The sequence below is a fragment of the Dehalobacter sp. MCB1 genome, from assembly GCF_003590275.1.
In the GTDB taxonomy this organism is placed as follows: domain Bacteria; phylum Bacillota; class Desulfitobacteriia; order Desulfitobacteriales; family Syntrophobotulaceae; genus Dehalobacter.
The window spans coordinates 75511-95056 of record NZ_LXPC01000011.1 but is presented as its reverse complement, the minus strand read 5'-3'; the positions used below and the strand labels follow the sequence as shown (position 1 = coordinate 95056).

At 44.6% G+C, this 19546-nt stretch carries 17 protein-coding genes and 1 other RNA gene; 14 read left to right on the top strand and 4 right to left on the bottom strand.

Going from position 1 to position 19546, the window contains the following annotated elements; genetic code table 11:
• Window positions 1–3: 3 nt before the first annotated feature.
• The 11 genes from ffs (at window position 4) to rsmI (ending at window position 12106) form a co-directional block, all read left to right on the top strand.
• Window positions 4–270: signal recognition particle sRNA large type (gene ffs, locus A7K50_RS07375), an RNA gene on the top strand.
• 137 nt (window positions 271–407) lie between these two features.
• Window positions 408–2081 carry a DNA polymerase III subunit gamma/tau gene (dnaX, locus tag A7K50_RS07370; protein ID WP_119775275.1) on the top strand — a complete coding sequence of 558 codons (1674 nt, stop codon included), beginning with the start codon at window positions 408–410 and terminating at the stop codon, window positions 2079–2081.
• Window positions 2082–2188: 107 nt separating this feature from the next.
• Window positions 2189–2524, top strand: a complete 336-nt coding sequence (locus A7K50_RS07365; RefSeq protein ID WP_119775273.1) for a YbaB/EbfC family nucleoid-associated protein — start codon at window positions 2189–2191, stop codon at window positions 2522–2524.
• Window positions 2525–2605: 81 nt separating this feature from the next.
• Window positions 2606–3202, top strand: coding sequence for a recombination mediator RecR (recR, locus tag A7K50_RS07360; protein ID WP_026156472.1), 597 nt, complete (start codon window positions 2606–2608; stop codon window positions 3200–3202).
• 146 nt (window positions 3203–3348) lie between these two features.
• Window positions 3349–3603, top strand: a complete 255-nt coding sequence (locus A7K50_RS07355) for a pro-sigmaK processing inhibitor BofA family protein (RefSeq protein WP_020492310.1) — start codon at window positions 3349–3351, stop codon at window positions 3601–3603.
• A gap of 291 nt (window positions 3604–3894) precedes the next feature.
• A complete protein-coding gene (nifJ, locus tag A7K50_RS07350) occupies window positions 3895–7431 on the top strand; it encodes a pyruvate:ferredoxin (flavodoxin) oxidoreductase (RefSeq protein ID WP_119775272.1) in 3537 nt (1178 codons plus the stop codon).
• A 465-nt stretch (window positions 7432–7896) separates the two neighbouring features.
• Entirely contained in the window at window positions 7897–9342 is a 1446-nt protein-coding gene (locus A7K50_RS07340; RefSeq protein WP_119775270.1) for an amino acid decarboxylase, read from the top strand.
• A gap of 13 nt (window positions 9343–9355) precedes the next feature.
• On the top strand, window positions 9356–10201 hold the full coding sequence (locus A7K50_RS07335) for a DNA polymerase III subunit delta' (RefSeq protein ID WP_119775269.1): 846 nt from the start codon (window positions 9356–9358) through the stop codon (window positions 10199–10201).
• Window positions 10194–10946 (top strand): stage 0 sporulation family protein, encoded by a 753-nt coding sequence (locus A7K50_RS07330; protein ID WP_119775267.1) that lies wholly within the window; start codon window positions 10194–10196, stop codon window positions 10944–10946. Before A7K50_RS07335 ends, A7K50_RS07330 begins: the two co-directional genes overlap by 8 nt.
• Before the next feature lie 2 nt (window positions 10947–10948).
• Entirely contained in the window at window positions 10949–11257 is a 309-nt protein-coding gene (locus tag A7K50_RS07325) for an initiation control protein YabA (protein WP_083916788.1), read from the top strand.
• Between the two features lie 15 nt (window positions 11258–11272).
• Window positions 11273–12106 carry a 16S rRNA (cytidine(1402)-2'-O)-methyltransferase gene (rsmI, locus tag A7K50_RS07320; RefSeq protein ID WP_119775266.1) on the top strand — a complete coding sequence of 278 codons (834 nt, stop codon included), beginning with the start codon at window positions 11273–11275 and terminating at the stop codon, window positions 12104–12106.
• 59 nt (window positions 12107–12165) lie between these two features.
• On the opposite strand, the gene A7K50_RS07315 is transcribed toward rsmI, so the two are convergent.
• A complete protein-coding gene (locus tag A7K50_RS07315; protein ID WP_015042289.1) occupies window positions 12166–12432 on the bottom strand; it encodes an AbrB/MazE/SpoVT family DNA-binding domain-containing protein in 267 nt (88 codons plus the stop codon).
• A gap of 292 nt (window positions 12433–12724) precedes the next feature.
• Here A7K50_RS07315 and metG point away from each other — a divergent pair, with 292 nt between their 5' ends.
• From metG to A7K50_RS07300, 3 genes are all read left to right on the top strand, one after another.
• Window positions 12725–14722, top strand: coding sequence for a methionine--tRNA ligase (gene metG / locus A7K50_RS07310; RefSeq protein ID WP_119775264.1), 1998 nt, complete (start codon window positions 12725–12727; stop codon window positions 14720–14722).
• Window positions 14719–15489: a TatD family hydrolase gene (locus A7K50_RS07305; protein ID WP_119775263.1), complete on the top strand. Its 771-nt coding sequence runs from the start codon at window positions 14719–14721 to the stop codon at window positions 15487–15489. Before metG ends, A7K50_RS07305 begins: the two co-directional genes overlap by 4 nt.
• 521 nt (window positions 15490–16010) lie before the next feature.
• Complete coding sequence (locus A7K50_RS07300; RefSeq protein WP_119775261.1) at window positions 16011–16649, top strand: cobalamin-dependent protein; 639 nt, start codon at window positions 16011–16013, stop codon at window positions 16647–16649.
• A gap of 61 nt (window positions 16650–16710) precedes the next feature.
• Here A7K50_RS07300 and A7K50_RS07295 read toward each other — a convergent pair whose 3' ends face one another.
• Genes A7K50_RS07295 through acsV form a run of 3 tightly spaced genes read right to left on the bottom strand, consistent with a single transcriptional unit; the run spans window position 16711 to window position 19499 of the window.
• On the bottom strand, window positions 16711–17316 hold the full coding sequence (locus A7K50_RS07295; RefSeq protein WP_243103675.1) for a DUF3786 domain-containing protein: 606 nt from the start codon (window positions 17314–17316) through the stop codon (window positions 16711–16713).
• Window positions 17317–17327: 11 nt separating this feature from the next.
• Window positions 17328–17519 (bottom strand): CooT family nickel-binding protein, encoded by a 192-nt coding sequence (locus tag A7K50_RS07290; protein WP_026156467.1) that lies wholly within the window; start codon window positions 17517–17519, stop codon window positions 17328–17330.
• Between the two features lie 45 nt (window positions 17520–17564).
• Window positions 17565–19499 carry a corrinoid activation/regeneration protein AcsV gene (gene acsV / locus A7K50_RS07285; RefSeq protein WP_119775260.1) on the bottom strand — a complete coding sequence of 645 codons (1935 nt, stop codon included), beginning with the start codon at window positions 19497–19499 and terminating at the stop codon, window positions 17565–17567.
• Window positions 19500–19546 lie beyond the last annotated feature (47 nt).

Below are 19546 nucleotides of genomic sequence, written 5' to 3'. Positions count from 1 at the left end.
TGTCCGTGCTAGACGGGGAGTTAGCGGTTCCTTGTAACCCGCAATCCGCTATAGCGGGGTTTAATTCCTTTGATGAGGATCTGGTTGTCGGAGCAGTCCATGTCTGGATGTGATGAGTTTCTGGTCTTGCGCAACGGAACGCTTTGAACCGTGTCAGATCCTGACGGAAGCAGCACTAAGGAGTTAGTTCTGTGTGCCGCGAGGTCACCGGGAATGAGCATTCGAGCAGGGTTAACGTCCGGAGGCTATGGTTCGATCAAAGGTGCACGGTCTTTATTTATATAAGGTGGTTTTTGGAGACCATCTTTTTTGGTGTATCAGAAAATTTAAGTGCAACTAAGGCTTCCGCCAACGGCTTGGCGCCAGCCAAGTATTCTTTATGAATTTAGGAAGTGACGGGTGATAACATGGCATATCTTGCGCTTTATCGAGAATGGCGGCCGAAAAAATTCAGTGAGATAGTGGGCCAGGAACATGTCAAAATAACCTTAACTAATGCACTGAACCAGAATAAGGTTGCACATGCTTATATGTTCAGCGGACCCCGGGGTACAGGAAAGACTTCGGCAGCGAAGATTTTGGCGAAAGCACTGAACTGCTCCGACCGGGATGGCGCTGAACCGTGCAGCCGGTGTGCATCGTGTCTGGATATTGACCAGGGAAATGCGATGGATGTTCTGGAAATTGATGCCGCTTCCAACAGGGGCATTGATGAAATCCGGGATTTAAGAGAGAAAGTAAAGCTTGCGTCGTCCGGCGGCAAATATAAAGTGTATATTATTGATGAAGTCCATATGCTTACACCTGAGGCTTTTAATGCTTTGCTCAAAACATTGGAGGAGCCACCGGTCAATGTTGTCTTTGTCTTGGCAACGACGGAGGCGCATAAAGTGCCACTGACGATTTTATCCAGAGTGCAGAGATTTGAGTTCCACCGCATCTCCGCGGAAGGCATTGCGATGAGACTACAGGAGGTATGTCAGGCTTTGGGGCGGGATATCGAGACCAAAGCACTGCAGGTTATCGCGGCTAAGGCCGAAGGTGGTTTGCGCGATGCATTAAGCATCCTGGACCAGTGTCTGTTGCAGGATGATCCGATTGGGACGGAGCATGTTTATCAGGTGATTGGCATGGTTGGGGAAACTTTCAGTGCAGATCTGACGGATTCCCTGCTGAATCAAGATTATGCTTTGACCCTGATTAAGCTTGGAGAAGGAATTTCTCTGGGCAGGGATCCCCGGCAAATCATCCGTGAACTGTTGGACTATCTGCGGCAGGCACTGTTATATCTGGCGGGTGGTCAGGAACCTTTGATGGCACCTGAAATGACCCGGCGGCTTGTCGTACAGAGTCAGACAATCGGTCTGAACCGGCTCCTGTGCTGGATCAATGTCCTTATGAAGGGTGAAGGGGAATTGCGTTACGCGACCAATGCCCGTCTGGCAGCGGAAATGATTTTGGTGCAGACCATTTTTGGAACAAATACAGCGGGTGGTTCAAATGATATAACTGAAAATCAGCCTAAAAAAACGCACATCAAACAGCCGCAAAAGAGTGTGCAGGCGACCGGTAATCATCCGACTGAAAGCAAGGATGAGGCTTCAACGAAGGCAGTTGAAACCAGCAGACAGGACCAGAAGATAACTGAAGTCTTACCTGCTGAACAAGGCAATATTAACATCCAGACGGTCCAGGATAAATGGTCGGGAATACTTGAGGAAGTCCGTAAGCAGAAAAGATCTACACATGCTTTCCTGTTGGAGGGAAAACCGCTTGCCGTAAAAAATGATCAGGTCTATCTGGTTTTTAAAGACGGTTATTCTTTCCACCGGGACAAATTCAATCAGGTAGAAAATAAAAATGTTGTGGAAGAAGTGCTTCTGCAAACATTTGGTAAAAAACTCAGCCTGAACAATCTTATTGAAAGTGAGGTTCAGGCTCTGCCAGCTGAAGCTGCGGATTCTTCGGAGTCAAAAAAAAAAGTAACGGACCGGACAAAACCGGCTGAAGACGACTATTTAGTCCAAAAGGCCCGCGAATTATTTGGAGATCAGCTTGTGCAGGTACGAAAAGAAAAGTAATATAGATGATAGAAGCTTTAAGCGAGCCATAAGCGAGCAAATGAATGTTAGAAAAAGGATCAAGCAATAGCAAAAAAGAATAGTCAAATATAAGGAGAGTGTTATTCATGGGATTTAAACAAGGCGGCGGCATGGGCAATATGAATCAGATGCTGAAACAGGCGCAGAAGATGCAGGAGAATATGATGAAAGCGAAGGAAGAACTGGAAAGTCAAAGTATTCAGGCATCTTCGGGCGGTGGCATGGTGGAAGTCGTTGTCAGCGGTAAAATGGAAGTTTTGGAACTCAAGATAAAGCCGGAAGCGATTGATCCGGATGACGCTGAACTGCTCGAGGACATGATTAAAGCTGCAGTTAACCAGGGACTCAGGAACGCCCAGGCGATGGTCGAGAATGGTATGTCCAAAGCAACCGGAGGATTCAATATTCCCGGATTATTCTAAATTACAGATATCATTTAACGCTAAATCTAATCAGTTTAGGGTTGACAAGCGATTAGAAAAATTCTGGGGAGTACACATTTTATGGATTATCTATATTACCCTCAGCCAGTATCCGATTTGATTACGGCATTTTCCCGCTTGCCTGGGGTTGGGCCGAAGACTGCAGGGCGTCTTGCTTTTTATCTTTTGAGGCATCCGGACCAAGCCGGTGATCTAGCGCAGGCAGTGACGAAAGCGTTACAGGATATCAAACAATGCACGGTTTGCGGGAATTATACCGATATTGATCCATGTAAAATTTGCTCAGGGGAGCGCAGAGACAGAACGCTTCTTTGTGTCGTAGAACAGCCCCGTGATGTGATTGCTCTAGAGAAGACCGGCGAATATAAAGGGCTTTATCATGTTTTACACGGCGTACTGTCGCCAATGGAAGGGATCGGGCCGGAGCAGCTTAATCTATCTTCGTTATTTCATCGGCTGGGAGAGGTCCGGGAAGTTGTACTGGCAGTGAATCCAACGGTTGAAGGCGAAGCCACCTCATTGTATATTTCGAAGCTCCTAAAACCCCTCGAGATTATAGTGACGAGGATCGCGCATGGCCTGCCGGTAGGCGGAGATTTGGAATACGCGGATGAAGTCACTATCGCCCGAGCACTCGAAGGCAGGCGTCAGCTGTAATTTTGATGTTAGTCCGTATTTTTTAGATTGTATTGATTATTGTGGGAGTATCTGAATTTGGGACACTCCCTTCTATATTTTGGTTCTATCTTGTCCACTGTCGGCATAGCCTGATAACAGGATATACGGCGGGAGGAATCATTGTCATGACGTTCGTTTTTTTAGGGTTATTTATTGTTCTATTAATATTAGTCACCGTAGCCTCATTAAGAAAGCCCAATAAACTGATTAAGCTCTTCATTCACATCCTTGGCGGAATTGTCGGTTTATGGATCGTGGACTTGATGTTAAGCATTTTTTCATTTGAGATCCCGATTAATATCTTTACCGTGAGTGTTGTTGCGATACTTGGATTTCCTGGGGTAATTGTGCTTGCTGTTCTGCAATTAATAGGAATATAAATTGTCAGATTGAATACAGTATTTTTTTAAAATAAGCTCTTTTGCAAGAAAATGAAGCTTGACGAATGGAAGAAATAAAAAGTATACTAAAATGGCAGGGGACTATCATAAAATAATAGTTCCCTGTATTTGTAGCCTAATCCAGGTAGTTTACCCAATCGCATACTACTGGCCGAAGCAACATTTTCAATCCGTTAATGTTATTTTTTTAGTTTCTTTTATTTAGTCCGTCGGATAGGGGTTATCTCTAACGAAAGAAAAACAAACAAGAAGATCGAGGAGGAGAAACAAATGTCGAAAATGAAAACAATGTCAGGGAACGAAGCTGCTGCGCATGCTTCATATGCGTTTTCCGAAGTAGCTACTATTTTCCCGATTACCCCTTCATCCGACATGGCAGAGCTTGTTGATGAATGGGCTGCGTATGGCCGCAAAAATATTTTTGGCCAACCGATGAAGGTAGTTGAGATGCAATCAGAAGGCGGAGCCGCCGGTGCTTTTCATGGTTCGCTGCAGGCTGGAGTCCTTACTACGACGTATACGGCTTCTCAAGGGCTGCTTCTGATGATTCCTAATATGTATAAAGTCTCCGGTGAGCAGCTGCCCGGTGTCTTTCATGTCAGTGCCAGAGCACTTGCGGCACATGCCTTGTCCATCTTTGGCGATCATCAGGATGTCATGTCTGTCCGGATGACCGGCTTTGCGATGTTAAGTTCCGGAAGTGTACAGGAAGCCATGGATCTTGCTTACATCGCTCACCTCTCTGCCATAAAAGCCAGAGTGCCGTTCCTTCATTTCTTTGACGGCTTCAGGACTTCTCATGAAATTTCCAAGATCAACGTACCGGAGTATGAAGAAGTAGGAACATTGCTTGATTGGGAAGCATTGAAACAGTTTAGAGACAATGCCTTGAATCCTGAACATCCCTGTCTCAGAGGGACCGCCCAGAATCCCGATATCTACTTTCAGGCCCGCGAAGCCAGTAATCGTTTTTATCAGGCGGTCCCTGGGATTGTCGAAGAATATATGCAAAAATACAAGGATCTTACAGGGCGTGAATATAAGCTTTTTCAGTATTATGGAGCTCCGGATGCTGAGCGGGTTATTATTGTTATGGGTTCTGTCGGAGATACGATCAGTGAAACGATTGATTACCTCGCAGCCAAGGGCGAAAAAGTAGGTGTACTAAGGGTTCGTCTGTTCAGGCCTTTTTCCGCGGAACACTTTATTGCAGCTTTGCCCAAGACAGTCAAGAAAATAGCTGTATTGGAACGTACTAAAGAGCCGGGTTCCCTTGGCGAGCCTTTATACCTTGACGTTGCGGATGTTTTTTCCAAACAGACGGAAAAGCCGGTCATTGTCGGTGGACGCTATGGTCTAGGTTCAAAGGATACCACCCCTTCTCAAATTCTTGCCGTATTTGAAAATCTGAAAGCAGAAAGCCCTAAGCATGGTTTCACCATTGGAATTATTGACGATGTTACGTTTACTTCTTTAGAAGAGAAGCAATTTATTGATACAACCCCGGAAGGAACCATTAGCTGCCAGTTCTGGGGACTTGGTGCGGATGGAACCGTCGGTGCTAATAAGCAGGCGATTAAAATTATCGGAGATTTCACGAATCTCTACGCGCAGGCTTATTTCGCCTATGACAGCAAGAAATCAGGAGGTACGACCGTATCGCATCTGAGATTTGGCAAAACCCCGATTAAAGCGCCTTACCTTGTCAATACCGCGAACTACATTGCCTGCCATAACCAGTCCTATGTGGATAAATATCATCTTCTGAAAGGACTGAAACCTGGCGGCACGTTCGTACTAAACTGTCAGTGGCCGGTCGAAGAACTGGATGAAAAGCTTCCTGATGCGCTAAAAAAAGCCATTGCAGACAAGAATGCCAAGTTCTATATTATTGACGCCGGCAAGATTGCCAGAGAAATTGGACTCGGCAGCAGGATCAATATGATTATGCAGTCGGCCTTCTTCAAGCTGGCCAAAGTCATTCCGCTGGAGGATGCGCTTCAGTACTTGAAAGATTCGGTTATCAAAGCCTATGGCAAAAAGGGACAAGAAATTGTTGACATGAACAACAAAGCAATTGACGCTGGATGTGACGCGCTTGTCAAAGTTGAAGTTCCCGCATCTTGGGCTGAGGCCGATGCCAAGAAGGGCATTTTCCTTGGCAATGATAACGATCCTACTTTTATTAAAGATGTTGCGCGTGTTATGGCCGCTCAGGAAGGCGACAAACTTCCAGTAAGTGCATTTTTAGGCCGTGAAGATGGCACGTTCCCTTTAGGTACCTCAGCTTACGAGAAACGCGGGATTGGCACTGCGATTCCTGAATGGATCAAAGAGAACTGCACGCAATGCAACCAGTGCTCTTATGTATGTCCGCATAGCGCCATTCGGCCTTTCCTGATGGATGAGCAGGAAGCGGCTCAGGCCCCAGAAGCTTTTGCTGCAGTCAAGGCTGCCGGCAAAGATCTTGCTGGACTCCAGTACCGTATACAGGTCAGCCCACTCGACTGCACAGGCTGCGGCAACTGCGCGGATATTTGTCCGGCAAAGGAAAAAGCGCTGGTTATGAAAGAGGTCGAAGAGATGACCGCGATTCAGGCGCCTCTCTGGGAGTATGCGGTGACTTTAAGTGATAAAGAAAACAAAATCAGCAATAAGTATTCTGTGAAAAACAGCCAGTTTATTAAACCGCTGCTTGAATTCAGCGGTGCTTGCCCCGGCTGCGGAGAGACTGCCTATGTAAAACTCTTAACCCAGCTGTTTGGGGACCGGATGATGGTTGCTAATGCCACAGGCTGTACGTCGATCTGGGGTGGCAGTGCTCCTTCCATTCCATATACCACCAACAAAGAAGGTAAAGGGCCTACCTGGGCCAACTCCTTGTTTGAAGACAATGCTGAATACGGGTATGGTATGTATCTTGGTGTTCAGCAGATGCGCAGCAGAATGGCCGACGAAATGAAGCAGGCCCTAAGTCTGGATATTCCTGCGGAAATGAAAGCAGCTTTCCAGGAATGGATAGAGAATATGAATAATGGAGATACCTCCAAGGCCGCTGCCAAAAAAGTGTTAGCCGCTTTTGCTTCCGTCGATGTGAAGTCCAATGAACTTCTGCAAAAGATTTGGGAGAAGAAAGATCACTTGGTCAAAAAATCACAGTGGATCATCGGCGGAGACGGCTGGGCGTATGATATTGGGTACGGCGGACTGGATCATGTCCTAGCTTCAGGCGATGATGTGAATATTCTGGTTCTGGACACAGAAGTCTATTCGAATACAGGCGGTCAGGCTTCCAAGGCAACACCGCGTGCTGCCATTGCTAAATTTGCTGCAGCCGGCAAGAAAATCCGCAAAAAGGACCTTGGCATGATGGCCATGAGCTACGGCTACGTTTACGTTGCCCAGGTTGCTCTGGGATCCAATATGACTCAGACTTTAAAGGCCATTCAGGAGGCAGAGGCGTACAAAGGACCTTCTCTGGTTATTGCGTATGCACCCTGTATCAACCATGGCATTCGTTCCGGTATGGCGACAAGTGTCACACAGGCCAAGAAAGCTGTTGAAGCCGGGTATTGGCATCTGTACCGTTATAATCCGGATCTTTTCGAAAAAGGAGAAAAACCATTTACCCTCGATTCGAAAGAGCCATCGGCGTCCTTCAGAGATTTTATCATGTCTGAAGTAAGATACAGCTCCTTGCTTCGTACTTTCCCGGATACGGCGGAAGACCTCTTTAAAGGAGCCGAAAAATTTGCTGGAGAACGCTACAAATCTTACAAACGCCTGAATGATCAGGATTGGAACTAACACTGCAACATTGGAGAACAGACACAAGCTGCTGCAGGCGGATGATTGAACATTTGCCTGCAGCAGCTTCTTTTTTAGTTTTCCATATCCGGCAAAAGGTACTAATAACCCTTTTTTAAGGGAAGAATATACTATGAACAGTAAGTATTCTGGTTAACTGAAAGGAATGAATTTCAAATGCATAATATTTATCCACGTTGTTCACTGTGCCGGAATACTCCCTTAAATGGTCTGTATGACGGGTTTCGTCTTGCCGGAAAGTTTATTTGCTCAGCTTGTGAAGAACAAATTATGACTGCGGATGTACGGACTCCAAAGTATCAGGAGAATTTACTGCTTATACGGAAAGTCCTATACGGACAATCTGCGGATTACATATGTGGACAGTCAAATCGCTAAAACAAAGGTGAAATACAAGCGGAAATATGCTAAAATAAAATGATACCTATTGTGGGGAGGAACCCGGTGGATTCACTGAAAAAAGGACTTGATGACTACTGTGGGCAGCGTATGGTTTCGTTTCATACGCCTGGTCATAAAGGAAGTAAGGAACTACTGTCTGGAATGATGTTCCCGGATTATGATTTGACGGAACTTCCAGAGTTGGATATGCTCCACCATCCACATGGGATTATTGCTGAAGCACAGAAAAGAGCTGCGGAAGCTTATGGATCGGAAGAGACCTTTTTTCTGATTAACGGAGGTACTGCAGGCAATCAGGCGATGTTTGCAGCACTAATGGCCGGAATTCTACGGACAGACAGAAAGGTCCGAATTGACCGCAGGGCGCATCGGTCTGTTTTTGGTGCCTTGATCGTGTCGGGGATTTCTCCCGAATATATTGCTCCGATTATCCATCCGGATTTTCATCTGGCGCTAGGAATGAATGCGGCAGAATATTCCGGAAATTTGGCAGGAATCGGGGCATTGCATCTGACGAGCCCAAGTTATTACGGAACAGTCACAGATCTCAAAACAATCATCAAGCAAAGGGACAGGAATGCTCCCTTAATTCCGATCTTGGTGGATCAGGCTCATGGTTCCCATTTGCAGGGAGGACTATTCCCTGCCGGCGCTGTAGCCGAAGGAGCGGACCTGGTGCTCCATAGTTCTCATAAAACCCTCGCGGCGCTTACTCAGGCCGGAATGCTCCATGTACAGGGCAGCAGAGTTAACCGTACGGCCCTCAAAAAATCATTGGAATTTCTGCAGACTTCCAGTCCGAGCTATCTTCTAATGGCTTCTCTGGAAACCGCGCTTGAAGGATTAACACAGACACAAATATGGCAGGATCTTTACGTAGAAGTATGTCTGCTGCACCAAAAACTGGAGGAATCTTTTCGGATACTTACAGGTAAGGACTCCGGGAAATATGGCATTTATGATGTTGATTGGTCCAAAATTCTGATCAATGTTTCGGGTTTGGGCTTGACTGCGTTTGAAGCCGTAGATTTTCTAAGAAAGGTATTCCAGATTGAGCCTGAATTATGGGACAAAGAAAATATCCTTTTTATGCTTGGCGTAGGTAGCAGGCCTGAGGATGTACGTCACTTGACTAGGGCGCTGGAATACCTGGTGGACAAGTACCGTCCGCCGGCAGGACAGCAAAAGGAGCGTAGAACGGATCAATCTCTGAATTCTGCCGGATCAGACGTTGCCCTGCTTATCCCTCCAATGCATTTGACGCCGAGGGAGGCATGGCTGGCAGCGAAAAGATCAGTAAAACTAAAGGATGCCCTGGGTTTGATTTCTGCAGAAACAATTTCTATTTATCCACCGGGTATCCCGATTATTGCGGCAGGAGAGGAGATTACCTCTTTTGTGCTGGAATATCTGGACAGGGCCCGGGGATATAACTGGCAGGGATGGGATGGTTTGGAACGCGGAGAAATTCTCGCAGTGAATATTTAAGGTGGATAGAATCATGGGGATCAATTATACATTATTAACAAAAGCAGCGCTAGAAGGAAGAATGGCTCATTTTCTCTTATTTCACGGTAGTGGAACAATTGAAAGAGAAAGGGCTGTTCGAGATCTTGCTCTCATGTTAAACTGTAGAAAAGAAAATAAACCCTGCAGGGAGTGTCCGGATTGCCGAAAAATGTTATCCGGCAATCACCCTGATTTTTATATTATCAGGCCTCAAAAAACATCGATTGGCATCGAACTGATTTTTCAGATACAGGAAAAACTTTATCGAAAGACTTATGAAGGAAAATTCCGGATATGTCTGATTGACCAGGCAGACAAGCTTACACTCCCTGCTGCGAATGCGCTGCTTAAACTAGCCGAGGAGCCACCGGATGATACGTTGATTGTCTTAAGTACAGGAAATGCCGAGGGAGTTATAAATACCTTAAGGAGCCGTGCTCAGGAAGTCTACTTTTCTTCACCGGTAGAAAGCAATTGGCTGGAGGGGACGGATGCTTTTCGGCTTAGCGGCGGAGATCCAGATTTGGCAAGGAAAATCCAGGAAGACGGTCTGAACAGGATCAAGAGTCTGACGGGAAACTATCTGGAGGCTATTGAAAAAAAAGATTTCCTGAAAATGTTTGCGCTTTTTCCGATGGAAAGAGAAGAAGGCCAGCTTCTACTGCAGGTCCTGGCTATTGTCCTGAAAGAAATGGTGGTTAAAGGGCAGCAGTCACCTCAGGTTCTCAAAGAAATTACACAAATGACAGAAGCCGTCCGCAGACAGGTTAATCACAGGCTGGCACTGGAAGTACTGGCCCTAAAACAATTGAAATTGGGAGGAACCGATATTGGCTAAAGTTGTTGGTATTCGTTTCAAGAAAGCCGGCAAGATTTATTATTTTCTCCCCGGCAGTCTCAATATAAAGCCGAACGACGGTGTTATTGTGGAGACGGTACGGGGAATGGAATACGGTAAAGCGGTCATTCCGTTGAAAGAAATTTCTGAAGAGGAAGTGGTATCGCCACTCAAAGAGGTGCTGCGCTTAGCAACACCCGAAGATGAAGAAATCTATCAAAACAATGAGAAGAAAGAAAAAGAGGCTTTTCAGATATGCCTCAAAAAAATTCATGCCCATCAGCTTCCGATGAAACTGATTGATGTAGAATATACTTTTGACGGCAATAAGATTATTTTTTCTTTTACAGCCGAAGGCCGGGTGGATTTCAGGGAGCTGGTAAAAGATCTGGCCTCCGTATTCCGTACTCGCATAGAACTCCGACAGATCGGGGTGCGGGATGAGGCGAAAATGCTTGGCGGACTTGGTTCCTGTGGCAGGGAGCTGTGCTGCAGCTCTTTCCTGGGAGATTTCGAACCGGTATCGATCCGGATGGCCAAAGATCAGAATCTTTCGCTTAACCCGACAAAAATTTCCGGTATTTGTGGAAGGTTGATGTGCTGTCTTAAATATGAGAATGGTTGCTATGAATGCCACAACACATTAAATAAGGGACCCAAAGAGAATCAAATTTTCTCTGAGGCATATGATAAGGAGAGCCAGGAAGAATTGCGCAAACTCGTTGCCGAAGAAGCGGAGGAATAGAGTTGGGCCAGCTATATCAGGCAATTACTGAAGTTGAAGAAAATATCTCAAGGCTTTTAAGTGAAGTTAAAAGCCTTAGGCAATATGTTGAGTATCTGGAAGAAGAAAATGTCAAACTGAAAAGGCAGCTTTGTGCCGTTTCAGAGGCAGATACGGTCAGAGTACAAAAAAATGCAGCCAAAATTCAAAAGGAAGCACAGGAAAACCTTGAAAAGCTCTATCAGGAAGGTTTTCATGTCTGCCATATTTATTTTGGCGAACCTGTCGAAGGAAGCTGTCTTTTCTGCAATGCTTTTCTTCGTAAAGACTGACGACCGGAGGATATTATGCCGCAAACAGGGATTTTGTATGTCTGTGCCACTCCAATCGGCAATTTAAGAGATATTACGCTTCGGGTGCTCGAAACACTGAAAGCAGTCGATTTTATAGCTGCTGAAGATACAAGGCACACAAAAAAACTTCTCGATCATTATCACATTAAGACCCCTCTTTTAAGTTATCATGACCATAATGAGAAATCGCGTGCCGAGGAGATTGTTCACTTCTTAAAAGAAGGAAAAAGCTGTGCATTGGTCTCTGATGCGGGAATGCCCGGGATATCTGATCCTGGTCATATACTTATCACCTGCTGTCAGGAAGAAAAAATCTGTGTTGACGTTTTACCTGGTGCCAACGCCGCTTTAACAGCACTTGTTCTGTCGGGGATGCCGGCGGAGAATTTTCTCTTTCTGGGATTTTTACCTTCAACAAAAACAGAGCGTAAGAAAATTCTGAGAGAAATGACCGAAATCCCTTACACCATTATTCTCTATGAGGCACCACACCGGATCAAAGCAACACTGGAGGACATTCTAGAGATTCTTGGGGACCGTCAGACTGCGGTAACCAGGGAACTGACTAAACTGCACCAAACGGTACACCGGGGTCTCACAAGTGAGCTCTTGCAGGAATTTCGGCTTGCACCGGTAAAAGGTGAATGCTGTATCATTCTAGCGCCTGCAGAAAAAAACATTGATCCCGGAGACCCTTCCCGCTGGATGGAGGACCTTCGAGAAATTGAAAAAGGCGGCAGAGATCGCAAGGAAGCAATGAAAATGGTTGCTAAAAAATATGGTATGAGTAAAAGTATGATCTATAAGGCTTTTCTGGAACAGAAGTGACAAAACGAACAAAAAAAACAGGAAGTAACCATTTACCTCCTGTCCGGAAAGTCAGATTTTCAACCGGCTTTATTTTCTGAAGCAGCAGCTTCCCCCATTGCCGCGGCACATTCACGACACACATTCTTCCCGCGGAATACTTGAACATTGGAAGCATTGCCACAGAAGACGCAAGCTGGCTCATACTTTTTAAGTATGATTTTTTCTTCGTCAACATATATTTCCAAAGCGTCTCTTTCATCAATTCCTAATGTTCTGCGAAGTTCGATTGGTAATACGACCCGACCCAATTCATCAACTTTTCTCACAATTCCTGTGGATTTCATAATTTTCATCCCCTTTCTCAACAAGTTTCGACATATATCATCCTAATGTTACCAATCATGCCTGAAAAAGTCAATAGGCGAAAAGTTCTAAAAACGCTTTTTCGTCAGAAAAAATATATAGTATTTATCAATTTTTTAAATTATAACATTTTGTTTGTCGAAATAAATTTATTGGCCTTGACAGTATTTGTTGAAGTTTCCTATATTTATCAAGAGAATAACAAACAAAGTAAACATTGAAACTACTGATGATAACGAATTGTCTACCGTAAATAAAAGGAGGTCTATTCCTGTGAAATATTATATTACCACACCTATTTATTATCCTAATTCCAGTCCTCATATCGGCACTGCGTACACGACTATTGCTGCCGATGCGATGGCCCGTCTGCGAAGAATGAAGGGCGATGATGTCTATTTTTTGACCGGGACGGATGAGAATGCGCAAAAAATTGTACGGACTGCTGAAAATGCCGGAATGGATCCGCTTACATATGTTGACGGAATCGTCGATAAATTTAAGGAATTCTGGAGACTGCTTGACATTTCCAATGATGATTTTATCCGCACAACAGAAGAACGGCATGCCAAAGTCGTACAGCAAATATTTACAAGGCTTTATGAAAAGGGCGATATTTACAAATCCGAATACGAAGGTTGGTACTGTACACCTTGTGAAACTTTCTGGACAGAGAACAAACTTGTTGACGGAAAATGTCCGAATCCGGATTGTGGAAGAAATGTGGAACTTCTGAAAGAAGAAAGTTACTTTTTCAGGATGTCCAAATACAGTGGCAGACTGCTGCAATATATTCAGGACCATCCCGATTTTATTCAGCCTGCTTCGAGAAGAAATGAAATGATCCGGTTTATTGAAGGCGGGCTTGAAGATCTCTGTGTATCGCGTACGACCTTCCAGTGGGGCATCAAGGTTCCTTTTGATCCGAAACATGTGGTCTATGTCTGGCTCGATGCCCTGATCAACTATATCTCTGCGTTGGGCTATCCTGACGGCGAAAAATACAAAACTTACTGGCCAGCCAGTGTTCATCTTGTTGGCAAAGATATTGTCCGTTTCCATACCATTATCTGGCCAATTATTTTGATGGCGCTTGATCTTCCTTTGCCCGAGAAGGTTTTTGGCCACGGATGGTTCTTAAGTAAAGAAGGTGGAAAAATATCCAAGTCAAGAGGAAACGTTCAGGATTCGTTCCAATTGATTCAGAGATATGGCGCTGATCCCATTCGGTATTTTCTGTTAAGAGAACTACAGTATGGGTTGGACGGTACTTTCTCAGAGGATGATCTGGTCGAAAAATTAAACAGTAATCTGGCGAATGATCTTGGAAATTTTGTGTCTCGCACCTTGGCCATGGTCGTAAAATACCGGAATGGAATTGTCCCAGAACCCGGAGAAAATACCGATCTGGAGAGGGAGATCAGAGATTTAAGTAGCACGGTAAAACAAGGGACAGAAGAAAAAATGCTGGCCTGTGATACGGCGGCTGCGCTTGAGGTCATCTGGCAGTTTGTCAGCAGGTGCAATAAATATGTCGATGAGACAGCTCCCTGGAATCTGGCGAAAAGTGAGGATAATCAGGACAGGCTGGATACGGTGCTTTATACATTTATGGAGTGCATTAGGATCCTAGGCATTTTATGCGCCCCCTTTATGCCGGGAGTACCGAGAAAAATCAAACCCCTCCTAGGAGATACAGATTTCTTCAAGGACTGGGAACAGGCAGACAGCTGGAATGTTATTCAGCCGGGTACGGCCATCCGAAAGGGAGAAGCCATTTTCCCGAGAATCGATGTCTCCGCATATCTTGAGCAGGTCAATTCTGAAATAGAAAGGTGTGGCACACAGGTGCAGGGGAATACAGACCATCAACAAGAAGTAAATCTAGAAGTCAGTTCTTCGCAGCCGGAAAATCCGCTGCACATGGCGGAGATGGCTCCGCTTAAGGAAGAAATCAGCATTGAAGAGTTTGCCAAAATGGATTTCAGGGTTGTTAAAGTGCTGCAGGCAGAAAAAGTAGAAAAAGCCGACAAACTGTTAAAACTGGAAGTAGAAATGGGTGGGGAGCGTAGAACGATTGTATCTGGTATTGCCCAGCATTACAGCCCAGAAGCGCTTGTCGGCAAAAAGGTCATTCTGGTTGCGAATCTTAAGCCTGCCAAGCTCCGCGGAATCATGTCCCAGGGAATGATTCTGGCAGCGTCGCAGGATGGAGAGCTGGAAGTACTTACTGTTCAGAAAGATCTTCCGACAGGGGCTCAGGTCAAATGATTTGGGATACGCATGCGCATCTGGAGGACAGCCAGTTTAGCCCGGACAGGGATGAGACCATTGCCCGAGCTACCGCAGCTGGTGTAACGACGATTGTAAACGTCGGATCTACCGAAAAGACGAGCCAGGATTCGGTGAGGCTGGCTGAAGAATACCCATTTATTTATGCAGCAGTAGGCATTCATCCGCACGATGTTGAAACTTGTACGGATAAAACCTGGGAGACGTTGTTCAGATTGGCGCAGAACCCGAAAGTTGTTGCCTGGGGAGAAATTGGTTTGGATTATTACAGGGACATTTCTCCCCGGGATGACCAGCGCAAGTGGTTTATTCATCAATTAAAACTGGCCAATGAAGCTGGTTTACCGGTGATCATCCATAACCGGGATGCACATGGGGATATTCTCCAAATGATTAAAAATAATCTTCCTGAGGCCGGCGGTGTTTTTCATTCTTATTCGGGCTCTTGGGAAATGGCAAAAGAACTTTTGGCTATGGGTTTTTATTTGTCTTTTTCGGGGCCGCTTACTTTCAAAAATGCCCGCCATGCCCCTGAAGTTGCGGAAAAGGTGCCAAAAGACAGGTTCTTGATTGAGACGGATTGTCCGTATCTTACTCCTGATCCCTACCGCGGTAAACGAAATGAGCCTGCTTATATACGTGAGGTGTTGGCAAAAATTGCGGCAATCAGGGGAATGGAGGTCGGGGAAGTAGCCCGTCTGAGCAGTGAAAATGCCCGCAGATTGTTCAGAATAGATCAGCTTTAGTGTGAGGTAGGTAGTAATCTTTCAGTGATCTGCAAACCGAACGGAGAGATGCATTATTCTGAAAATTTTGGCGTTTTTTTGTCAAAATGGTCACCTTTTCTATTGTGAATACTCCCGGTCTAATGGTAAAATGTATAGTGTATAGGAAAAATGCAAATACCAAATCAGATTAGACTCGTTCAAGTTTCGCGAGACTAATAATTTTTTTCGCCAGCTTGTAGATACAGATATACACCAACGGTGGCGAAATGCGGTTGCAACTGGAGTCATTGATTCAGAGAATACGTACCAGACAGGGGGAGTGCAAACAAGTATATAGATAAATAAAGCATGCAATTTAGATATTCTAAACTCTTAATTTGAATCGTGATTTCAGTACAATTGATTAATCAGAGAGAGAAAAACTTACTATCATTATATTTCTTAGTTACCTGAGGATATCATTTCAGTTATAGAAACGAGATATTAGCATTAAGCAGATACAATTTTTCGCTTTATTAATTTTTAAGGAGGAAATGAAAATGATCGATTTGAAAGTGTTAACAGATGCCGTAGGTGACCTGGACGAAGATAAACTGATGGGTATGCTGAATGACTTCGTTGCATCGAAACCTACCGAAGAAGAGGCTCAGTCCGTCGTTGCTGCCTGCCAGCAGGGGATGGCAAAAGTAGGCGAACTATTTGAAAGCGGTGAGTACTTTGTAGGCGATTTGATCTTTGCCGGTGAACTCTTAACCCAGTCCATCGATATCCTGAAACCGGTAATCGGCAGTGACAATTCGGCTAAAGTAGGCAAGATCGTAATGGGAACAGTCGAAGGCGATTTGCACGATATTGGCAAGAACATTTTCAGAAGCATGTCTGAAGCAGCTGGATTTGAAGTCTTCGATTTGGGGATTGACCAGAGTCCGAGTGCATTCATTGAAAAAGTCAAAGAAGTACAGCCGGATATCGTAGGGATGAGCGGTGTACTGACATTGGCCCTGGAAGCGATGAAAAAGACGGTAGATGAATTGAAAGCTGCCGGCGTGCGTGACAGCCTCAAAATCATTATCGGCGGAAACCCTGTAACAGAAGAAGCCAGCAGACAAATCGGTGCAGATGCATTTACTACGAACGCAGCCGAAGGCGTTAAGATTTGCCAGAACTGGGTAAAATAAATATCTGATATTACAATATTTACACGCGAAGACGCTTCAGTTGAAGCGTCTTCTTGTCGATTTACTTCGAGAGTTCCTTCAAAAAGCTTAGGGCAATATCGCATACAACAGTATGGTCTTCGGCGTTGAAGTAATCCGGTGTATTGGCATCGAAAAGAATATTGGCGCTTGTGGGGAACTCTTCGTCGCCATTCCAGAGAATAAAGGTAACATAAATGTTGTTCATAAACTGAAAACGGTAACTGAGGTCTCCATGCGTTGTTTTCAATGCGTTCAGCTTTGCCATGGCGTACTCCAGAGCTGGGAAATCCTTGCTGAACATCCTGACAAGCCTCATAATACACCGGCCGTAGAAATTACGGTAGTAGACCTGGCCGCCGGATACTTCCCGATACGTGATATCCTTTTCTGTAGGCGGTGCGCCCTGGGCATGCACCAGATAACGCAGGATTAATGTCTTGACCGGAAAGTTGGAAATTTCGGAGTGGTTGAAATCGCAGATTTCCCCTGAGGGGTAGGAGACAAAATAATTTCTGCCCATTAGAAGAACACGAAACTCTTGCTTTTGCCTGTCATAAACTGCTCCCGATTTCCGGGATATTTCCACAGGGTCACAATCCTTAAGTTTCGCGCGGATAAATTCATAATGCATCGGTGTATCGGACACGGTTTATTCCTTTACGCCTTTTCGCTAATCAGGATTTTATGTTCTAAAAGTTTAATTTCCTGAATTATACCGTTAATCGTTTTTTCATCTCCCAATAAACTTGTTAAAAAGATTTTCCCGGAGTCAATCTTCATGTTCGCAACATTTTCCATAAGCATTTTTTCTCCGTCAGGAGTTAGAACATAAGCATTCGATTCACACATATGATATCACCTTTCTTAACAGTTATTTTTATAGTTTAATTTCATTTAGACGATTTTACCTTGTTCCTTAACGGTTGGAAATCTTTCTATTTCAGTGTGGGGAAGGAAACAGGCGGATATAAATTCTCCCATGTAGGAGCTGTCGGTACTGAGTTCCAAGTAAGTCATATGAGAGGCAATATCCTCGGCTTTTTTTCTGGCGTCAGTACTTCGCAGGGTTAAATAGCTGCCCATCAAAGAACTATTGCCAAGATATTCAAACTTTTCAACCGGAAGGTCTGGGAAAAGCCCGATCGTAATCGAGTTGTTTATATTGATATTCGTGCCGATTCCGCCGGCAATATATATTTTGTCTATTGCGGAATAATCCATACCCATACTTTTTAATAATACTGCCACGGCAGAGTAGACAGCGCCTTTGGCCCGGATAAAGTTTTCCAGATCAATTTCCGTAATCGTGATATCTTTGGGGATATAATATTCTCCTCTAAAAGCCAACACAAATTCACCGATTCCATATTCATCAAAACGAATACGACGGGTTTTCAGATTGCGGTTCAGACGGCCCCGGCTATCAATGATCCCTGCCCTAAACATTTCAGCTATGGCATCGATGATTCCTGAGCCACATAAGCCGAGTGGCAATTGATTGTCTATGGTATCTATCGCAGGCTCAAAAGTTTTCCTGTCAATTCTCACATTTTCAATTACACCTGGCACCGCACGCATTCCCGAACTTATCTCTCCCCCTTCAAACGCAGGCCCGGCTGAACAGGCACAAGTAAGCAAGAAGTCTTTATTGCCGAAAACAATTTCGCCATTTGTACCCAAGTCCATAAAAAGGATATTTTGATCTTCCGACCACAGGCCGGAGGCAAGTACGCCGGCAGTAATATCTCCACCGACATAGCTTGAAACCGAAGGCAATATATATATAAGGCTTTCAGCATAGGCCTCTAGCCCGAGGTCGGCAGCTTTAAGGTATTCAGAATCAAGGAAAGCGGGAATATAGGGATCCTTCCGCAAATAATCCGGATAAACCCCGAGCATGAGGTGCATCATAGTTGTATTTCCGGAGGCGACCATCACGCTGATTTCGTCTTTGGAAACGCCTATTTCCTGTCGCATTTGCTTAAGCAAAGGATTAATTGTTTCTTTGATAATAGCATCGGTTAATTCCTGCAAGCCATTTTTCTTAGTTGCGTGGATAATTCTGCTAATCACATCAGCACCATATTTGATCTGAATATTTCCGGCAGAGGCTTTAGCAATAATCTTTCCGTTACAAAGATCGACCAGGAAGGCAGCTACAGATGTAGTTCCTACATCTATAGCTGCTCCATAGAGTCTCTCGGAAGTATCTCCGGGTTCAATATTGATAACTCTGATTCTCTCGCTGTTTTCTGCAAAATACGTTACGGTCACGTGAAAATCATTTTCTCTTAAAACATGAGGTATTTTTTTAAAGATTGGTAGTTGGCAAATCACTTCGCGGTAAGCGCTGTTTTTAAGCAAATGTCTTTTAATTCTGTCCCAGTCGGAAATGCAGTCATCAAGGCTTGGCAGGTCTAATTTCATATAGGTCTTTTGCACAGCGGAGTTAAACAGGATATGATTATTGGTAGCCAAGTTAATAACCCTGTCAATAATCTGTTGATCTTTTGTTCCAGCCAAATCTTCAATTTTCATCTCGCTAAAGATAGATGTCGGGATAGCCGGTACCTCAATAGTGATATCACCGTTGATCTTGGAATTACAGGCTAAAACAAAACCCTGTGCTAATTCGGATTCCGTAATATGATGGTTTTTACGAAAATTTACACTGCCTTTGAGAACCTTTAGCTTGCATTTGCCGCATGATCCCAGTCCATTGCAAGGTGCATCAAGGAAGATACCGGCTTTGTGGGCCGCATCAAACAGTGTCTCATCTAATTTGGCGATCACAACGGTGTTTTCAGGAATAAATTTTACTTTAAACATGTTGCTCCACACCCCTTTAAAGGACAGTCCTATGACAGTATTGCATA